The sequence below is a fragment of the Pacificoceanicola algae genome (genome assembly GCF_049341065.1).
Taxonomy (GTDB): Bacteria; Pseudomonadota; Alphaproteobacteria; order Rhodobacterales; family Rhodobacteraceae; genus Pacificoceanicola.
In genome coordinates, this window is the sequence record NZ_JBMPIX010000002.1 from 1 (window position 1) to 16449 (window position 16449).

At 61.9% G+C, this 16449-nt stretch carries 14 protein-coding genes and 1 pseudogene; 7 read left to right on the top strand and 8 right to left on the bottom strand.

What is annotated here, in order from left to right:
• The 7 genes and pseudogenes from ACOYQJ_RS02575 to ACOYQJ_RS02605 form a co-directional block, all read left to right on the top strand.
• On the top strand, positions 1-1188 hold a 1188-nt coding region (locus ACOYQJ_RS02575; protein WP_422904446.1), incomplete at its 5' end, for an acetate--CoA ligase.
• 3 nt (positions 1189-1191) lie between these two features.
• Positions 1192-1878, top strand: coding sequence for an adenylate kinase (locus ACOYQJ_RS02580; protein ID WP_422904447.1), 687 nt, complete (start codon positions 1192-1194; stop codon positions 1876-1878).
• A gap of 63 nt (positions 1879-1941) precedes the next feature.
• The gene (locus tag ACOYQJ_RS02585; protein ID WP_422904448.1) at positions 1942-2229 is read left to right on the top strand and encodes a DUF4212 domain-containing protein; all 288 of its coding nucleotides are present in this window, start codon (positions 1942-1944) and stop codon (positions 2227-2229) included.
• 2 nt (positions 2230-2231) lie between these two features.
• A pseudogene (locus ACOYQJ_RS02590) lies at positions 2232-4019 on the top strand (sodium:solute symporter family protein).
• 95 nt (positions 4020-4114) lie between these two features.
• Complete coding sequence (locus tag ACOYQJ_RS02595; RefSeq protein WP_422904449.1) at positions 4115-5938, top strand: DUF294 nucleotidyltransferase-like domain-containing protein; 1824 nt, start codon at positions 4115-4117, stop codon at positions 5936-5938.
• Positions 5939-5965: 27 nt separating this feature from the next.
• Complete coding sequence (locus tag ACOYQJ_RS02600; RefSeq protein WP_422904450.1) at positions 5966-6466, top strand: hypothetical protein; 501 nt, start codon at positions 5966-5968, stop codon at positions 6464-6466.
• A 3-nt stretch (positions 6467-6469) separates the two neighbouring features.
• Positions 6470-7876 carry a 3'-5' exonuclease gene (locus ACOYQJ_RS02605; protein WP_422904451.1) on the top strand — a complete coding sequence of 469 codons (1407 nt, stop codon included), beginning with the start codon at positions 6470-6472 and terminating at the stop codon, positions 7874-7876.
• An 11-nt stretch (positions 7877-7887) separates the two neighbouring features.
• Here the strand turns inward: ACOYQJ_RS02605 and ACOYQJ_RS02610 are convergent, their stop codons facing one another.
• The 8 genes from ACOYQJ_RS02610 to boxC all read right to left on the bottom strand — a co-directional run bounded on the left by ACOYQJ_RS02610 (position 7888) and on the right by boxC (position 16362).
• Positions 7888-9945, bottom strand: a complete 2058-nt coding sequence (locus ACOYQJ_RS02610) for an FAD-dependent oxidoreductase (protein ID WP_422904452.1) — start codon at positions 9943-9945, stop codon at positions 7888-7890.
• Between the two features lie 22 nt (positions 9946-9967).
• A complete protein-coding gene (locus ACOYQJ_RS02615; RefSeq protein WP_422904453.1) occupies positions 9968-10885 on the bottom strand; it encodes a helix-turn-helix transcriptional regulator in 918 nt (305 codons plus the stop codon).
• Between the two features lie 94 nt (positions 10886-10979).
• Entirely contained in the window at positions 10980-11414 is a 435-nt protein-coding gene (locus ACOYQJ_RS02620) for an acyl-CoA thioesterase (RefSeq protein WP_422904454.1), read from the bottom strand.
• A complete protein-coding gene (locus tag ACOYQJ_RS02625; RefSeq protein WP_422904455.1) occupies positions 11407-11562 on the bottom strand; it encodes a hypothetical protein in 156 nt (51 codons plus the stop codon). The genes ACOYQJ_RS02620 and ACOYQJ_RS02625 overlap by 8 nt, the downstream gene beginning before the upstream one ends.
• A gap of 57 nt (positions 11563-11619) precedes the next feature.
• Positions 11620-12801, bottom strand: a complete 1182-nt coding sequence (boxA, locus tag ACOYQJ_RS02630) for a benzoyl-CoA 2,3-epoxidase subunit BoxA (RefSeq protein WP_422904456.1) — start codon at positions 12799-12801, stop codon at positions 11620-11622.
• 84 nt (positions 12802-12885) lie between these two features.
• Positions 12886-13053 (bottom strand): hypothetical protein, encoded by a 168-nt coding sequence (locus ACOYQJ_RS02635; RefSeq protein WP_422904457.1) that lies wholly within the window; start codon positions 13051-13053, stop codon positions 12886-12888.
• Positions 13054-13180: 127 nt separating this feature from the next.
• Positions 13181-14632 carry a benzoyl-CoA 2,3-epoxidase subunit BoxB gene (gene boxB / locus ACOYQJ_RS02640; RefSeq protein ID WP_422904458.1) on the bottom strand — a complete coding sequence of 484 codons (1452 nt, stop codon included), beginning with the start codon at positions 14630-14632 and terminating at the stop codon, positions 13181-13183.
• A 68-nt stretch (positions 14633-14700) separates the two neighbouring features.
• Complete coding sequence (gene boxC / locus ACOYQJ_RS02645; protein ID WP_422904459.1) at positions 14701-16362, bottom strand: 2,3-epoxybenzoyl-CoA dihydrolase; 1662 nt, start codon at positions 16360-16362, stop codon at positions 14701-14703.
• Between the last annotated feature and the right edge of the window lie 87 nt (positions 16363-16449).

The following is a 16449-nucleotide window of genomic DNA, read 5'->3' on the forward strand; positions in this document are numbered from 1 at the left end:
CCGCTGTTCATCCTCTACACCTCCGGCTCGACCGGGCAGCCCAAGGGCGTGGTCCACTCAACCGGTGGATATTTGCTTTACGCCAGCCTGACCCACGAGGTCACCTTTGATTACAAAGACGGCGACGTCTATTGGTGCACCGCCGACGTCGGCTGGGTCACCGGGCATTCCTATATTGTTTACGGGCCCTTGGCCAATGGCGCCACGACGCTGATGTTCGAAGGTGTGCCGACCTGGCCGGACGCCAGCCGGTTCTGGCAGGTCTGCGAAAAGCACCGCGTCAACCAGTTCTACACCGCGCCAACGGCGATTCGCGCGCTGATGGGCCAAGGCACCGAATTCGTCGAGAAATGCGATCTATCCTCGCTGCGAATCCTCGGCACCGTCGGAGAGCCGATCAACCCCGAGGCCTGGAACTGGTACAACGACGTGGTGGGCGGCGGCCGCTGCCCGATTGTCGACACCTGGTGGCAGACCGAGACTGGCGGCCACCTTCTGACCCCGCTGCCGGGCGCCCATGCGACCAAGCCGGGCGCGGCGATGAAGCCGTTCTTTGGCGTGCATCCGGTGGTGCTCGACCCGCAATCGGGCGAGGAAATCCACGAGAGCCCGACCGAGGGCGTGCTCTGCATCAAGGACAGCTGGCCGGGGCAGATGCGCACCGTCTGGGGCGATCACGAGCGCTTTGAGAAGACCTACTTCTCTGATTACAAAGGCTATTACTTCTCGGGTGATGGCTGCCGCCGCGATGCCGATGGCGATTACTGGATCACTGGCCGCGTCGATGACGTGATCAACGTGTCCGGCCACCGCATGGGCACCGCCGAAGTGGAATCGGCGCTGGTCGCCCACGAAAAGGTCGCCGAAGCGGCGGTCGTCGGCTACCCGCACGAGATCAAGGGCCAGGGCATCTACTGCTACGTCACCCTGATGAACGGCGTCGAGCCGACCGAGGATCTGCGCAAGGAACTGCGCACCTGGGTCCGCACCGAGATCGGCCCGATCGCCTCGCCGGACCTGATCCAATGGGCCCCGGGCCTGCCGAAAACCCGCTCGGGCAAGATCATGCGCCGCATCCTGCGCAAGATCGCCGAAAACGACTACGGCGCCCTCGGCGACACCTCAACCCTCGCAGACCCAACCGTCGTCGATGACCTCATCGACAACCGTATGAACAAGGGGGCCTGAGCGATGGACGGAAGCAACACCCCGACCGCCGCCGCGGTTCTGATCCTTCTTGGCCCTCCGGGCGCCGGGAAGGGCACGCAGGCGCGGATGCTTGAGGACAAGTTCGGTCTGGTCCAGCTGTCGACGGGCGATCTTTTGCGCGCCGCCGTGGCCGCAGGCACCGAGGCAGGCAAAGCCGCCAAGGTGGTGATGGAAGCGGGCGATCTGGTCAGCGACGAGATCGTGATCAACATCCTGCGTGACCGTTTGGCCGAAGCAGACTGTGCCAAGGGCGTCATCCTTGACGGCTTTCCCCGCACCACGGTGCAGGCGCAGGCACTGGACAGGCTGCTGGTCGAAAATGGCGCGCGGATCAACGCCGCCATCAGCCTTGATGTCGAAGATGCCGCAATGGTAACGCGCATCGCGGGCCGCTATACCTGCGGTTCCTGTGGTGAAGGCTATCACGACAGCTTCAAGCAGCCAAATGCGGAAGGCGTTTGCGACACCTGCGGTGGCACCGACTTCAAACGCCGTGCCGACGACAATGCGGAAACCGTGGCCAGCCGTCTTGAGGCTTACCACGCGCAGACCGCCCCCCTGATCGACTATTACGCCAAGCAGAACGCGCTGAGCCGCGTCGATGCCATGGGCGCAATCGAGACAATCGCCGCCGATCTGGCCGCGATCGTAAAAACGGCCACCGCGTAGGCGCGCGGTGGCTTCGCGCCCCTCCGGGTGGGGGGTTAACGGAGGAAGAGGAGGACCCGCATCATGGCGGATCAAACATCTCACAGCGCTGCTGCGCAGGCCGAAGCCGACAAGGGCTATTGGGCTGCCAACGTGCGTATCATTCTGATTTCGCTCGTCATTTGGGCGATCGTTCCCTTTGGCTTTGGCATCCTGCTGCGCCCGATGTTCTCGGGCGTGATGATCGGCGGATCTGACCTTGGTTTTTGGGTGGCACAACAAGGCTCGATCCTTGTCTTTCTGGCGCTGATTTTCTTCTACGCGTTCCGGATGAACAAGCTCGACCGTGAATTCGGCGTCGAGGAGGAGTGATCATGGATCAGTTTACCATCAACCTGCTGTTTGTGGGCGCGTCTTTCGCGCTTTACATCGGCATCGCGATCTGGGCCCGTGCGGGCTCCACATCGGAATTTTATGCGGCTGGCCGCGGCGTTCACCCCGTCATGAACGGTATGGCGACGGCGGCTGACTGGATGTCGGCGGCCTCGTTCATCTCGATGGCGGGTCTGATCGCCTTTACCGGCTATGACAACTCGACCTACCTGATGGGTTGGACCGGCGGCTATGTTCTGCTGGCTCTGCTGCTTGCCCCCTACCTGCGCAAGTTCGGCAAATTCACCGTGTCCGAGTTCATCGGCGACCGTTTCTACAGCCCGACCGCGCGCCTTGTGGCCGTGATCTGCCTGATCATCGCATCGACCACTTACGTGATCGGCCAGATGACGGGTGTGGGCGTGGCCTTTGGCCGCTTCCTCGAGGTGTCGAACACCACGGGTCTGCTGATCGGTGCCGTCGTTGTTTTCGCTTACGCGGTGTTTGGCGGCATGAAGGGCGTGACCTATACGCAGGTTGCCCAGTATGTCGTTCTGATCATGGCCTACACCATTCCGGCCGTGTTCATTTCGCTGCAGCTGACCGGCAACCCCATTCCGGCTCTTGGCCTGTTTGGCGACCACGCCGCCTCGGGTGAGCCGCTGCTGATGAAGCTGGACCAGATCGTTCGCGAACTGGGCTTTGGCGAATATACCGCGCACAATGGCGACACCTTCAACATGGTTCTGTTCACGCTGAGCCTGATGATCGGTACCGCTGGTTTGCCGCACGTTATCATGCGCTTCTTCACCGTTCCCAAGGTGTCTGACGCACGTTGGTCGGCGGGCTGGGCGCTGGTCTTCATCGCGCTGCTGTACCTGACGGCTCCTGCCGTTGGTGCCATGGCGCGTCTGAACATCACCCAACAGTTCTGGCCGAATGGCGCCACAGGTGAGCCGGTCTCCGTCGAAACCATCGCCACCAATCCGGAGTACGACTGGATGGCAACCTAGCAGAAAACCGGGATGCTTGGCTGGGACGACAAGAACGGTGACGGCAAGATTGCCTATTTCAACGACGCCAATCCCGAAACCAAGGCAGCCATGGAAGCGGCTGGCTGGGGTTCTGAAAACGAGCTGACCAACTTCAACCGCGACATTCTGGTTCTTGCGAACCCGGAAATCGCAAACCTGCCCAGCTGGGTTATCGGCCTGGTTGCTGCGGGTGGTCTTGCCGCTGCGCTGTCCACCGCTGCCGGTCTGCTGCTGGCCATCTCTTCGGCTGTGTCGCATGACCTGCTGAAAGGCCAGTTCACCCCGGACATGAGCGAGAAGAAAGAACTGATGTCCGCCCGGATCGCCATGGCCGTGGCCATCGGTGTTGCCACCTACCTGGGTCTCAACCCTCCGGGCTTTGCGGCGCAGACCGTGGCATTGGCCTTTGGCCTTGCGGCGGCGTCGATCTTCCCGGTTCTCATGATGGGCATCTTTACCAAGGTGAACAGCAAGGGCGCTGTGGCAGGCATGATCACCGGTCTGGTGGTGACGCTGGTCTACATCTTCCTGCACAAGGGCTGGATGTTCATTCCGGGCACCAACTCGTTCACCGATGCTGACCCGCTTCTGGGCACCATCAAGTCGACCTCCTTCGGGGCCGTGGGCGCGGTACTCAACTTCGCGGTGGCCTTCACCGTGTCGAAGATGACCGCCCCGATCCCGCGCGATATCGAAGAACTGGTGGAATCGGTCCGCGTGCCGCGCGGCGCTGGCACTGCCGTGGACGGTCACTGACCCATGCGCAGGGCTGATTTCATATCAGCCCTGCCCTTCGCTTTTGTCCCGTCCCGGTTTATCCGGGGCGGGACTTTTCTTTTCAAGGAATGACAATGTCCCTCGATCACGCTGCCCTGTCCCGGTTCCTGTCCGCCGTCCACCCCTATGACGCATTGGACCAGGAGGCCCTGAAAAACCTGATGCCCGCCTTTCGGCCGCAAAGCATGGCCGCCGGTCAGGATATCTATCGGCAGGGTCAACCGCTTGAGGGGCTCTACCTGATCCATTCCGGAGCGGTTGAGGTGCGCGATCAGAACGATGTGCAAATCTCGGTTCTGGGTCCGCGCAATTCCTTTGGCGAACGCGGCCTTGCCCGCGACGGGATCGCGGTGACCTCGGCCCGCACGCTTGAGGATACGATGCTGCTGGTTCTGCCCAAATCCGCCTTTCTGCGGCTGGTCGAGACCGAGCCCGCCGCCGCCAAATTCTTTGACCACTCGCGCACACCCAAACCCAAGCGCCCCGATCTGGCCACCAGCCCGGTCGAGACCCTGATGGCCCGCAGCCCCTTGACCTGCGCGCCCGGCGCCACCGTGCAAGAGGCGGCGCAGGCGATGAAGGACCGGCACGTGTCCTCGATCTGCATCACCGAGGGCGAGGCGCTGAAAGGCATTGCCACGATCCGCGACATTTCCGGCAAGGTGGTGGCAGGCGCCCTGCCCTATGACACGCCGATCAGCCAGATCATGACGGCGAATCCGTTGGCGCTGGCGCCCTCCTCTATCGGATCGGACGTGCTGCACATGATGATGGAACGGCGCATCGGCCATGTTCCCGTCACCCAAGGCGGCAAGCTGGTGGGCATCGTCACCCAGACCGATCTGACCCGTTTTCAGGCCATGACCTCTGCCGAGCTGGTGTCCGAGATTGCCCGTGCGGGCAGCGCAGCTGACATGGCCAAGGTCACCGCACGCATCCCGCAACTGCTGGTGCAACTGGTCGGCGGCGGCAACCGTCACGAAGTCGTCACGCGGCTGATCACCGACATCGCCGACACAGCCACCCGCCGCCTGCTGGCACTGGCCGAAAAGAAATTCGGCCCCGCGCCCGTGCCGTATCTTTGGCTGGCCTGCGGATCGCAGGGACGGCAGGAACAGACCGGCGTTTCGGATCAGGACAATTGCCTGATGCTCGACGATGCGGTGACCGAAGAGGACAAGGGCTATTTCGCCGATCTGGCAAAGTTCGTCTGCGACGGGCTGAACACCTGCGGCTATGTCTATTGTCCCGGCGACATGATGGCGTCGAACCCGCGTTGGCGCCAGCCGGTCAGCATCTGGCGCACCTATTTCCAGGGTTGGGTCGGCAAGCCTTCGCCCGAAGCACAGATGCTGGCTTCGGTCATGTTCGACCTGCGCCCTATTGGCGGCACGACCAGCCTGTTTCAGGACCTTCAGCAGGAAACGCTGCGGCTTGCCTCCAAGAATTCAATCTTCGTGGCGCATATGATCTCGAACTCGCTCAAACACATGCCGCCGCTGGGTCTGCTGCGCGGCTTTGCCACCATCCGCTCGGGCGAACACAAGAACACGCTGGATCTGAAACACAACGGTGTGGTGCCGGTGGTCGATCTGGGGCGGGTCTATGCACTTCAGGGACAGTTGAGCGCCGTCAATACCCGCGCCCGGCTTGAGGCCGCGCAAGGCACCGGGGTGCTCAGCCAGACCGGCGGGCGCGATTTGCTGGACGCCTACGATCTGATCGCCGAAACTCGGCTGGAACATCAGGCCGCGCAGATCAAGGCAGGCAGCGCGCCGAACAATTATCTTGCGCCGTCCAGCCTGTCGGATTTTGAGCGAAGTCATTTGCGCGATGCCTTTGTCGTGGTGAAATCGCTGCAATCCGCGGTGGGACATGGAAAAGGGATGCTTGGCTGATCGCCGCGCATCTGGGGGGAGAAGAGAATGTTTCTGGAATTGATCGCCGTCTTCGTGGCCGGGTTTGCCGGCGCGGGCATCATGCTGATGTTGTCCAAGGGCACAGGCGGGCGCATTCCGCGCTGGATGATCCCCGCCGCTGCGGGTGTCACCATGCTGGCCGCGGCCATCACGAATGAATACAGCTGGTACAGCCGCACAGAAAGCGCCCTGCCCGATGGGATGGAAGTGGCGCAGACGGTGCAGCAGCGGGCGTTCTGGCGACCATGGACCTATGTAGTCCCGATGACCAACCGCTTTGTCGCTGTGGACACAGCGCGCCTGCGGCCCAACACCCAGTCCGATCAGCTTTGGCTGGCCGACCTCTATTTCTTTGGACGCTGGCGGCCGGTGACATCGGTCGAGGTCATGGTCGACTGCGCCACCGGGCGCCGCGCCGATCCGACCCTGGGAGATGGATCAGCCCCTGTCTGGCGCGATGTCGGCAGCGACGATCCCGTCGTGGAAACCGTTTGCGACAAGGGGTGAGCCATGGAACATCTCAGCCTGCGTCTGCGCATTTTTCTGTTCTTCGTCCTTCTGGGGCTGGGCGGCACCGCTTTGGTCATGCTGGCGCTTTGGTTGGGCCATGCCCGCGTGGCCGAGGCCGGGGCATCCGGCGCCTTCCTGTTCGCCGCGATCCTCTCGGCCTTCTTCCTGCTTGGGCTGACGGCGGGGATCTGGTTACTGTTTGACGAAAACGTCGCCAAACCGATCGAGAAACTTGCCGCCGGGCTGCGTGCCGGGGCGCATGCTGGCGTCGCCACAAAGGTCGATGCCGACACCGCCCGCTATCTTGGCGATCTGGCGCCAGCGGCCAGCGCGGTCAGTCAGGCCCTGTCCGACACCGCCATGTCCACCGCCCAGCACGTGGCCGCCGCGACCGAGCGGCTTGCGGCGGAAAAGGCCCAGTTGACCGCCCTTCTCACGGAAATCCCGGTAGCCACGATCCTTGTGAACGCCGACGGGCAAATCGTGCTGTACGATGGGCAGGCCGCCGAGGTCCTCTCGCAGATCCATGTGCCGCGCCTGAATGCTCAACTGTCCGATTACTTCACCGAAAAGTCGCTTGGGACCGCGCTGAAGCGGGTTCACAAGACCGGCAAGGAAACCACCTTCACCGCCCACGGCGTGGACGGTGTGCAAAGCTATGACGCGCGGATGAAACCGATGCAGGGCGGCGGCTATATGCTGATCATCGACGCCGCCCATGTGGAAATCGCCCCCGAGGCCGCCCGCCCCATCGTCTACGATTTCGATCTGCTGGAGGGGCGCGAAACCGCCCCCTTCGAAGAGCTGCCGCTGCGCCGGCTGACCTATACGGTCTTTGACACCGAAACGACGGGCCTGCTGCCCCACAAGGATGAGATCGTGCAGATCGGCGCGGTGCGCGTGGTCAATGGACGGATCACACAGGGCGAACGGATCGACCAGTTGGTCAACCCCGGCCGCCCGATCCCGCCCGCCTCGACCAAGGTGCACCATGTCAGCGATGCCATGGTTACCGGCAAACCCGATATCGCCGAGGCCGGGCGCCGCTTTCACAACTTCGCCCGCGGCAGCGTGATCGTCGCCCACAATGCGCCGTTCGACATGGCCTTTCTGCACCGCCACAAGGCGCGGATGGGGGTCGAGTGGGATCACCCGATCCTTGACACCGTGTTGCTGTCCGCGGTGCTGTTCGGCGCTTCGCAGACCCACACGCTGGACGCGCTGTGCGACCGGCTTTCGATCACCATCCCGCCCGAGCTGCGCCACACGGCGCTTGGCGACGCGCAGGCCACCGCCGAGGTTCTGGTCCACATGTTGCCGATGCTGGAAGCGAAAGGCTTGAAGACCTTTGGCAATGTGCTGAAAGAAACCCGGCGGCACGGTCGACTGCTCGAAGACCTGAACTGACCTAGCTGGCCTTATACCGCAGCCAGCGTTTTGCCTTGCTCCGCGCAGGACAACAGCAGCGGCGAGGGCTTCCAGACCACCGGGTCCTCTTGTTCCAGCTCCAGCAAACGGGCGACGATGTCCGGCACGCCCCATGTGTCCGCGAAGTGCATCAAGCCGCCGCGCCAGCGCGGGAAGCCATAGCCAAAGACCGTGACCAGATCGATGTCGCGGGCCGAGGCGGCAATGCCCTCGTGCAGGATATCGGCAGCCTCGTTGATCATCGCCAATAGCAGGCGATCACGGATTTCCTCTTCGCTGTACTCGGTGCGGGTAATCTTGGCGAAATGCGCCTCTTCCAGCGCCAGATCGGCAACGATGGGGTCTTCGACCTTGCCGTTGCCGCCCGGGTAACGATACCAGCCCGCCCCGGTCTTGCGGCCCAGTTTCCCCAGTTCCACCATACGGTCAGCAATCGGAATATAACGCCGGTTCGGATCGCGCGTGGCGTCCTGTCTTCGGCGGTTGGCAAAAGCGATATCAAGACCGGACAGATCCTGCGCCTCGTAGGGGCCCATGGCATAGCCAAAATTCACCATGGCCTCGTCAACCTCCCAGGGGGTCGAGGCATCCATAAAGACGGTATCGGCCGCCTCGCGGTAACGCGCCAGAATGCGGTTTCCGATGAAGCCGTCGCAAACCCCGGACAGCACAGGGATCTTGCGCAGTTTCCTGGCAAGGGCAAAGCCGGTGGCCAGCGCCGCTTCCGAAGTCTTGTCGCCTTTCACGATCTCCAGCAGCTTCATGATATGGGCAGGCGCAAAGAAGTGCAGGCCCAGCACGCGGGACGGTTCAGCGACAGTTTCGGCGATCTCATCCAGATCAAGGTACGACGTGTTTGTGGCAAGGATCGCGTCCGGCGCCATGGCCGCCTCCAGCTTGCCAAAAACCTCTCGCTTGACCTCCATGCTTTCAAAAGCCGCCTCGATGGCAAGACTGCAGGCCGCCACCGCCGAGTATTCCGCGCTGGCAACAAACCGGGCGCGGCGTTCCTGAGCCTCTGCGTCCGAGATCAGTCCGCGCTCGAGGCTTTGGGAGATGATCTTTGCGACGTTGTCCTGGGCCCGCGCCACGCCCTCCTTGTCCATCTCAAGCAGCGTGACCTTCAGCCTGGCATTGAGCAAAGTATAGGCGATCCCGGCCCCCATGGTGCCGCCGCCAACCACGGCGATATGGTCGATCGGCAAAGGGTCCGCCTTGATCCAGTCTGGCGCCTTGGCAGCGCGTTCGGCAAAAAAGATGTGGCGCAGGGCACGGGCCTGTTCGCCGCTGCGCAGGGTCAGGAAACAGTCGCGTTCCTCGCGCAAACCCTCGGGGAAAGGCCGCGTGGCGGTGGCTTCGATCAGATCTATCGCCCGCTGCGGCGCGATCTGCTGCGCCATCTTTCGTGCGGCCAGCGCGCGGGCCTCGGCCACCTTTTCCGGGCGCGGTTCGGGGCGCGGCATATCGCGCACCGGCAAGGCCAGCTCAAGCGAGCCTTCGTCCAGATGCAGCGCCACCTCCATCGGGTCGTCGGAAATCCCGTCGATCAGGCCAAGCTGTTCGGCCCGCTCGGCGGTGACGGGTTTGCCCGTCGGGATCATCTCGAGCGCTGCGGTCATGCCGATCAGGCGCGGCAGGCGCTGCGTGCCACCCGAGCCCGGCACGATGCCAAGACCGACCTCGGGCAGGCCGATCTGCGCGCCAGGTTTGGCGATCCGGTAGCGGCAGGCCAAGGCCAGTTCACAGCCCCCGCCAAGCGCCACACCGTTGATCGCTGCGATCCACGGGATCTCGCTTGCCTCGATCTGGTTGACGATGTCGTTCAAATGCGGCGCAACGGCTGGTCCATCAAATTCGCGCGCATCGCCCCCAGCGGCAAAGGTGCGCCCCGCCCCTGTCAGGATCACCCGTTGCAGTCCCTCTTCCGACGCCAGCCTGTCCAGCACCGCCTGAAGCCCCTCGCGCGTGGTCAGGCCAATGGCATTCACCGGGGGATTGTCCAATTCGACAATGGCGGCCGCACCGATGCGGCGGAACGTAACGCTCATGAGGGGGTCCTCTTATATAGGGTCAGTTCAGAAAGCCCTGTTCGTGGATCAGGCTTTGCAAACGCTTGAGGGTGTCCTGCACCGTGGCTCCCGAGGTATCCAGTTGCGCATGGGCCCGTTCATACAGCGCCTCGCGGCTTTGCAGGATCGAGCGCAGCTGCGCCATGGCCTCGGGGTTGCCCGCCATCGGGCGGGTGTCGCCCTGCGCCCGCACCCGGTCCATGTGCTCCGAGGGCGAGGCCTTGAGCCAGATCGTGTGAAAGCGGCCCAGAAGGCTGTTGTAGGTGGTCGGTTCCGCGACGATGCCCCCCGCCACGGCCAGGATCAGCCGATCATAGGTGGCCACGATCCGGTCCAGCGCATCGGCCTCCAGCTTGCGATAGCCTTCCTGTCCGTAGAGCGCCATGATCTCATCGACCGGCATGCCTCCGGTCAGCTCGATTTCCCTGTTCAATTCAACAAAGGGCAGGTTCAGCGCCTCACCTGCCAGCTTGCCCAGCGTCGATTTTCCGGCACCGCGCAGACCCACAAGGCAAATGCGCCCGGCCCGCTGGCAGCGGCTTGGTTCGGTGCTCAGCGCCCGCAGCACGGCCTGTTGCGTGCCGCGGTCGGCGGTGCGGAACATCTCGGCCACCTGCATGACCTCGGAGCCAAAGGGATCATCCTGCCCGACGAGCCATTCGATGCGGTAATCCAGCGCCACCGCGACCCGCTTGAGCAAGCCGATCGATATGTTGCCCTCGCCGCTTTCGAGTTGCGCCAGATAGCGCGGCGACACGCCCGACATCTCGGACAGCACACGGCGCGGAATGCCCTTGCGTTCGCGCGCCTTGCGCACACGTTCGCCGACGCGGGCCATCAGGTCGGCCACGGCAATGTCGATCAGGCTTTGCCCATCGACCGATGTGGTCTTGCCGCTGAAGGATGTGATCTCTGCCATGGCCTGCATCTTTATGTACTATAATGCACAGTGTATAAGGAATATGCGCCGAGGCAATCGCTTCTGATCCAAAAATACCAAGCCTGTGGCGTTTTCATGCACCCTTGGGCAAATGCGGGGTCACGATCTCGCGGATATCCTGCGGTGGCCGGGTCTTTTTGAAACTGTCGGCGACGGTGAACACACAGACAAAGCGCCCTTCAAAACACAGCGTGCCGTCCTGTTCGCCCTCGATCCGGAAAGCAATCGAGGTTTCGCCCAGCTTTTCCGGCCAAGTGTGGCAGATCAAGCGGTGGCGCGGCGTGATGGGGCTGCGGAAATCAAGGCTCATGTGAACAAATGGCGTGCCCATGTTGCGGTCGATCTCGAACTGGTACCAGCCCTCGCCAACGTGGTCTTCCCACCAGGCGTTGATGGCATCCAGCGCAAACCACGGAATGCGCGCGGTGTAAACGATCCTGGCCGGATCGCAGTCCCCCCAGGTGACGCGGATCTCGTGCGGGTAGGCTGTTGACGGGCGCTCAGTCACGGCCCGCGTCGATCATCTTGGCCGCCGGGCTGGCGGGGTTGGTAGCGCAGACCTCGTGACCGCCGGGAATTGCGACAAAGCCAGAGAGGCCCGCCTTTTCCGACAGGCGGGGGTGCCAGACCCCATGGACCAGAACGTAGGCGGCCATTGTATTTCCTTTCATGAAAGCGATGTCGGGGGCGACCCTACCGGTTTCTTCCCCGCGTCAATACGTTTCGACGTGATAGCGGCCCTCTTCGCGCATCACGTCGCGCATGGCGACCCACTGTTGGCCGATGCTTTCGGCAATGTTGGTCAGGGCTTTTTCAACCCCCTCCTCCATGCCGCGCAAGCCGCAAATGTAGATGTGGGTCTTGGGGTCCGCGATCAGATCGGCGACCTTGTCCTCCTCGACCATCATCCTGTCTTGCACGTATTCCTTGGGCCCTTCGCCGCGCGAATAGACCAGATGTTTGTCCAGCAGCGCCGCGGGGATTTTCTTCAACGGGCCAAAATAGGGCAGAGATTCCGGCGTGCGGGCGCCAAAGAACATGGTCATGCCGCCGCTTTTGCCACCAACCGTGCGCTGGCGACGCATGGTAAAGGCACGCATCGGCGCCGACCCGGTGCCGGTACAGACCATCAGCAACCGCGCCTCGGGGTCGTCCGGCAACAGGAAGGTGGCGCCGAATGGGCCGGTCACCTGCACCTCATCGCCGGGTTTCAGATCACAGACGTAGTTGGAGCACAGCCCGTTTTCTTCGCGCTTGATGGTCAGCGACACGTTGTTGTAGCCGGGGCGTTCGCCATCGCGCGGGCTGGAGACCGAATAGAGCCGCGGCAGGTGCGGTTTGCCCTCGGCGTCCTGCCCGGGCGGAATGATCCCGATGCTCTGACCTTCCAGCGCGGGCATCGGCTGACCGCCGAAATCAAGGATGATATGGCGCACGTCATGGCTGGGATCATCTGTCAGGCGATAGTTGCCCTGCACCTTGGCGGTCGCGGGTTTGCCCAGATTGTACAGGTTCACCGATGGTTTGGCCGCCGATTTGGGCGCGCTGGACTTGCCGCCCGCGCCAGAGTGCGCCTCGGCCAGAAGGGCGGCCATGGCATCGTCCAGCGCTTCGAGATTGCCATCGGCACTGCCTTCAAGCTCTTCCTGTTCGGGCAGCTCCTCAAACTCGAACTGTTGTTCCAGCGAATAGGGCGTGGCGACGACGCGCCATTCGTCGATGCTGCCGGTCGGACAGACGGGAATGCAGTCCATGCAGAAATTGCAGATGTCCGGATCAACAACGACATTGTTGTCGTCGTGCTGGATGGCGCCGATGGGGCAGGTCATCTCGCAGGTGTAGCAACGGATGCAGATTTCCGGGTCGATCAGATGCTGTTTGACAGGTTTGTTCATTTCCAGCTTTTCCGGTTCCAAAGGGGAAGAGACGCACCGAACCGGCGCGGGGATGCAAAGAATTGCGGGCCGCGAAATGCGCGGCTAGCCGTCGCGGTTCAGAATGACATCCGGGACCGAAATGGCCTCGATCAGCGCCTGGCACAGCCCCTGACAACCCTTGCAGCCAATGCACGGTCCTTGAATGGTGGTCAGCTCCTGCCCCATCGCGGCGGTGCGCGGCGCGTGGCCAATCCTGCGATCACTTTGCATCAGGCGGTCTCCTCCGGGTCTTGTTCGCAGGCGAAAGGGTAACGCCTTTCGCCGGTGTTTCCTTGAGGCGGATCAAGGCGGAGCAATATTTTCGCAGAAAATACCGCCCCGCCCCGACCCTTGGGCATCATGCCATGTGCAGTTTGACGTATTCAAAATCGCCCGGCTTGTTGTCGATCCCGACCTTGGGCGCGGCAATCCAGCTGGCGTATTTGCCCGGCTCATAGACCGGCTTCATCAGAGATGCGATGAAGTCGCCATCCGCATGGGTCGGCAGCCACTGGTTGATCTTGGCGTCATAATCCGAACCGGAAATCGGGTTGCCATCCGGGTCAAAGTTCTTGCCCGAGAAGACGCCGATCTGGCGGTGGAAGGCCTCGTGCGGAAGCTTGAGGGCAAAGTCGATCCCAGCCTTCTCGATCACCTTGTTCCAGCGGCCCACACCGCCAGCCGCATCCCGCGTATAGTCGTCACGCAGACGCATGTTGATCGCGGTCAGGGCGGGCACCTGCTTTTGCACGGCCTTGCCATCCTCGAAGTCCCAGACGGTATAGGTGTCGTCCTTGAGCTGGTGATCGTCGTCCAGACGGCTTTCCATATAGCGGCCCTTGATCCCGGCGTTGAAGGCGTTGGCGGCGTTGGTCGAGACCTCTTGCCCGAACAGATCCAGCGACAGCGTGTAGTGCAAGTTCAGCTTTTTCTGGATGGTCGGCAGGTCGATGACACCCAGATCGCGGATCTTGCCCACATCATAGGGATCGGTGATGCCAGCCTTGTTCATCGCCGCACAGGTCGCCTGAATGGTCCGGCTGACACCGGTTTCCCCGACAAACATGTGATGCGCTTCTTCGGTCAACATAAAGCGGCAGGTGCGCGACATCGGATCAAAGCCGGACTGCGCAAGGCTTTCCAGCTGCATCTTGCCGTCGCGGTCGGTGAAATAGGTGAACATGAAGAAGGACAGCCAGTCCGGCGTTTCTTCGTTGAACGCACCCAACATACGCGGCGCTTCTTCCGAGCCCGAGGAGCGGATCAACAGTTCATCGGCCTCTTCACGGCCGTCCTTGCCAAAGTATTTCTGCAGCAGATAGACCATCGCCCAAAGGTGACGTCCCTCTTCGACGTTAACCTGGAACAGGTTGCGCATGTCGTACAGGGACGGCGCGGTGAGGCCAAGAAAACGCTGCTGCTCGACCGAGCCCGGCTCGGTATCGCCCTGGATCACGATCAGGCGTTTGAGCATGTTGCGGTACTCGCCCGGCACTTCCTGCCAGGCCAGTTCGCCCTTGTGTTCGCCGCAGGGGATACGGCGGTCTTCGACCTGCGGGGCCAGCAGAACACCCCAGCGGTACTCCGGCATCTTCACATAGTCGAACTTGGCCCAGCCCTTTGGGTCAACTGAAACAGCCGTGCGCAAATAGACCATGCTTTCCTGAAAGTTCTGCGGGATCAGCTTGTTCCACCAGTTGATGTATCCGGGGTGCCATTTTTCCAGCGCCTTCAAAACCTTGCGGTCACTGGACAACCCAACGTTGTTGGGGATCTGGGTGTCATAGCTGACGTTGATCAGGTCGAGCATTGAGTTTTCCTCCTGTTGGCCGGAAACTTTGAAAGTTTCCGGTTCGGTTTCTTTTCAAGAAACCGGTGTCAAACGCGTTCCATATTATAATCGCCGCGCACCCCGGTGCCGTAGCGCTGCAAAGCGCCATCCGCACCAACCGCGTTCGGACGGTTGAAAATCCAGTTCTGCCAAGCTGTCAGCCGGCCGAAGATCCGTGTTTCCATAGTTTCAGGACCAGCAAATCGCAAGTTTGCCTCCATCCCTGTCATCGCGTCGGGGCTAAAGCTCGCGCGTTCTTCCATGAAAATCCGGATCTCATCCTCCCAGTCGATGTCATCAAGGATCATTGTCACGAGGCCCAGTTCATCTGCTTCTTCAGCTTCCAGCGCCCCACCTTTGTTTTCCTTGGCCTTTTCCACCGCCTCAGGCGTTCCAAGAAAGCGGGTTTCCAAACGGGTCAGACCATTGCCCATAAGCATCGGGCCAAAGTTTGCATCGGTCAGCGTGATGGCGGCGGTGGGGCGATTGTCGCCTTCGAACTCGTCTTCCATCATATAACTGCGATCCACGGAAAACAGCAGTTCGGCCAGAATGCCGGTGAAGAAAGAGCCATGTTCCACCAGCGCCACCATCGAGCGCGAGGTGACATCCACACGCTTCAGGATGCGCTTCCAGTATTTCAGAACTTCATTGGCCAGCCAGTGATCCGAGTTTTCCATCAACAGCGCCTCGTGGGCGGCATAGAGCGCCGGATCGCCCTGCGTGCGGAAGACCAGAAGACCGAGTTCAGGTTCATTCAGGCGCAGATGAAGAATGGCGTCATCCAACTCGCGGGCGAGGCGCAGCATATAGGCCTGATCGCCTTGTGCGGTGAAGGCTTCCATATCGGCGGGGGCGTCCTCCTTGGGGCCGTGGAGGGTGATCGTGGCCTTGCGACCTTCGCGGTCCAACGCGACCTCGACCGTCGAATAGGTCACGCTGCCATCTTCGGCAAAGCTGCGGCTCAGCGGGGTCAGAGTGATGCCCTTGTCCACATTCGGCTTGACGGAACTGGCCGCGAATTCGCGGGCGCGCTCTTCGACCACATCGTCGAATTTGGAGTTGGGGATCACCTCGTCCACAAGGTTCCACTGTTGCGCACGCTTGCCGCGCACCCCCTCTTCGGTCGAGCAGAAGATATCCGCCCGATCCCGGCGCACTTTGCGCTTGTCGGTGACGCGGGTCAGACCGCCGGTGCCGGGCAGCACCGCCAGCAGCGGCACCTCGGGCAGCGACACGGCGCTGCTGCTGTCGTCCGTCAGAAAGATATGGTTGCAGGCCAACGCCAGCTCGTACCCGCCCCCGGCGCAGGCGCCCTTGACCGCGGCCACGTACTTCTGGCCCGAGTCCTCTTCCGCGGCCTCAAAGGTATTGCGCGTCTCATTGGTGAATTTGCAGAAGTTCACCTTGTGGCTGTGGGCCGCGCCGCCAAGCATGCGGATGTTCGCGCCCGCGCAGAAGATCCGGTCCTTGGCCGACTTCATCACCACAACCTTGACCTCGGGGTGCTCAAAGCGCATCCGCTGCACCACGTCCGCCAGCTCGATATCGACCCCCAGATCGTAAGAATTCATCTTGAGCTGATAGCCTTCGAACAGCCCGCCGTTTTCGTCCACATCCATGATGAGACTGGCGACGGGGCCGTTATACTCTACCTTCCAATGCTTGTAGGACGACGGGTCCACCTGAAAGTCGATACGCTTGGTCATTTGCCGGGTCTCCTAGATCCTATCAGGCGCACTATAATGCACTTTCGCCGTCATTTGAAGCTAAAGTAGCATTATAATTCCTGCAAT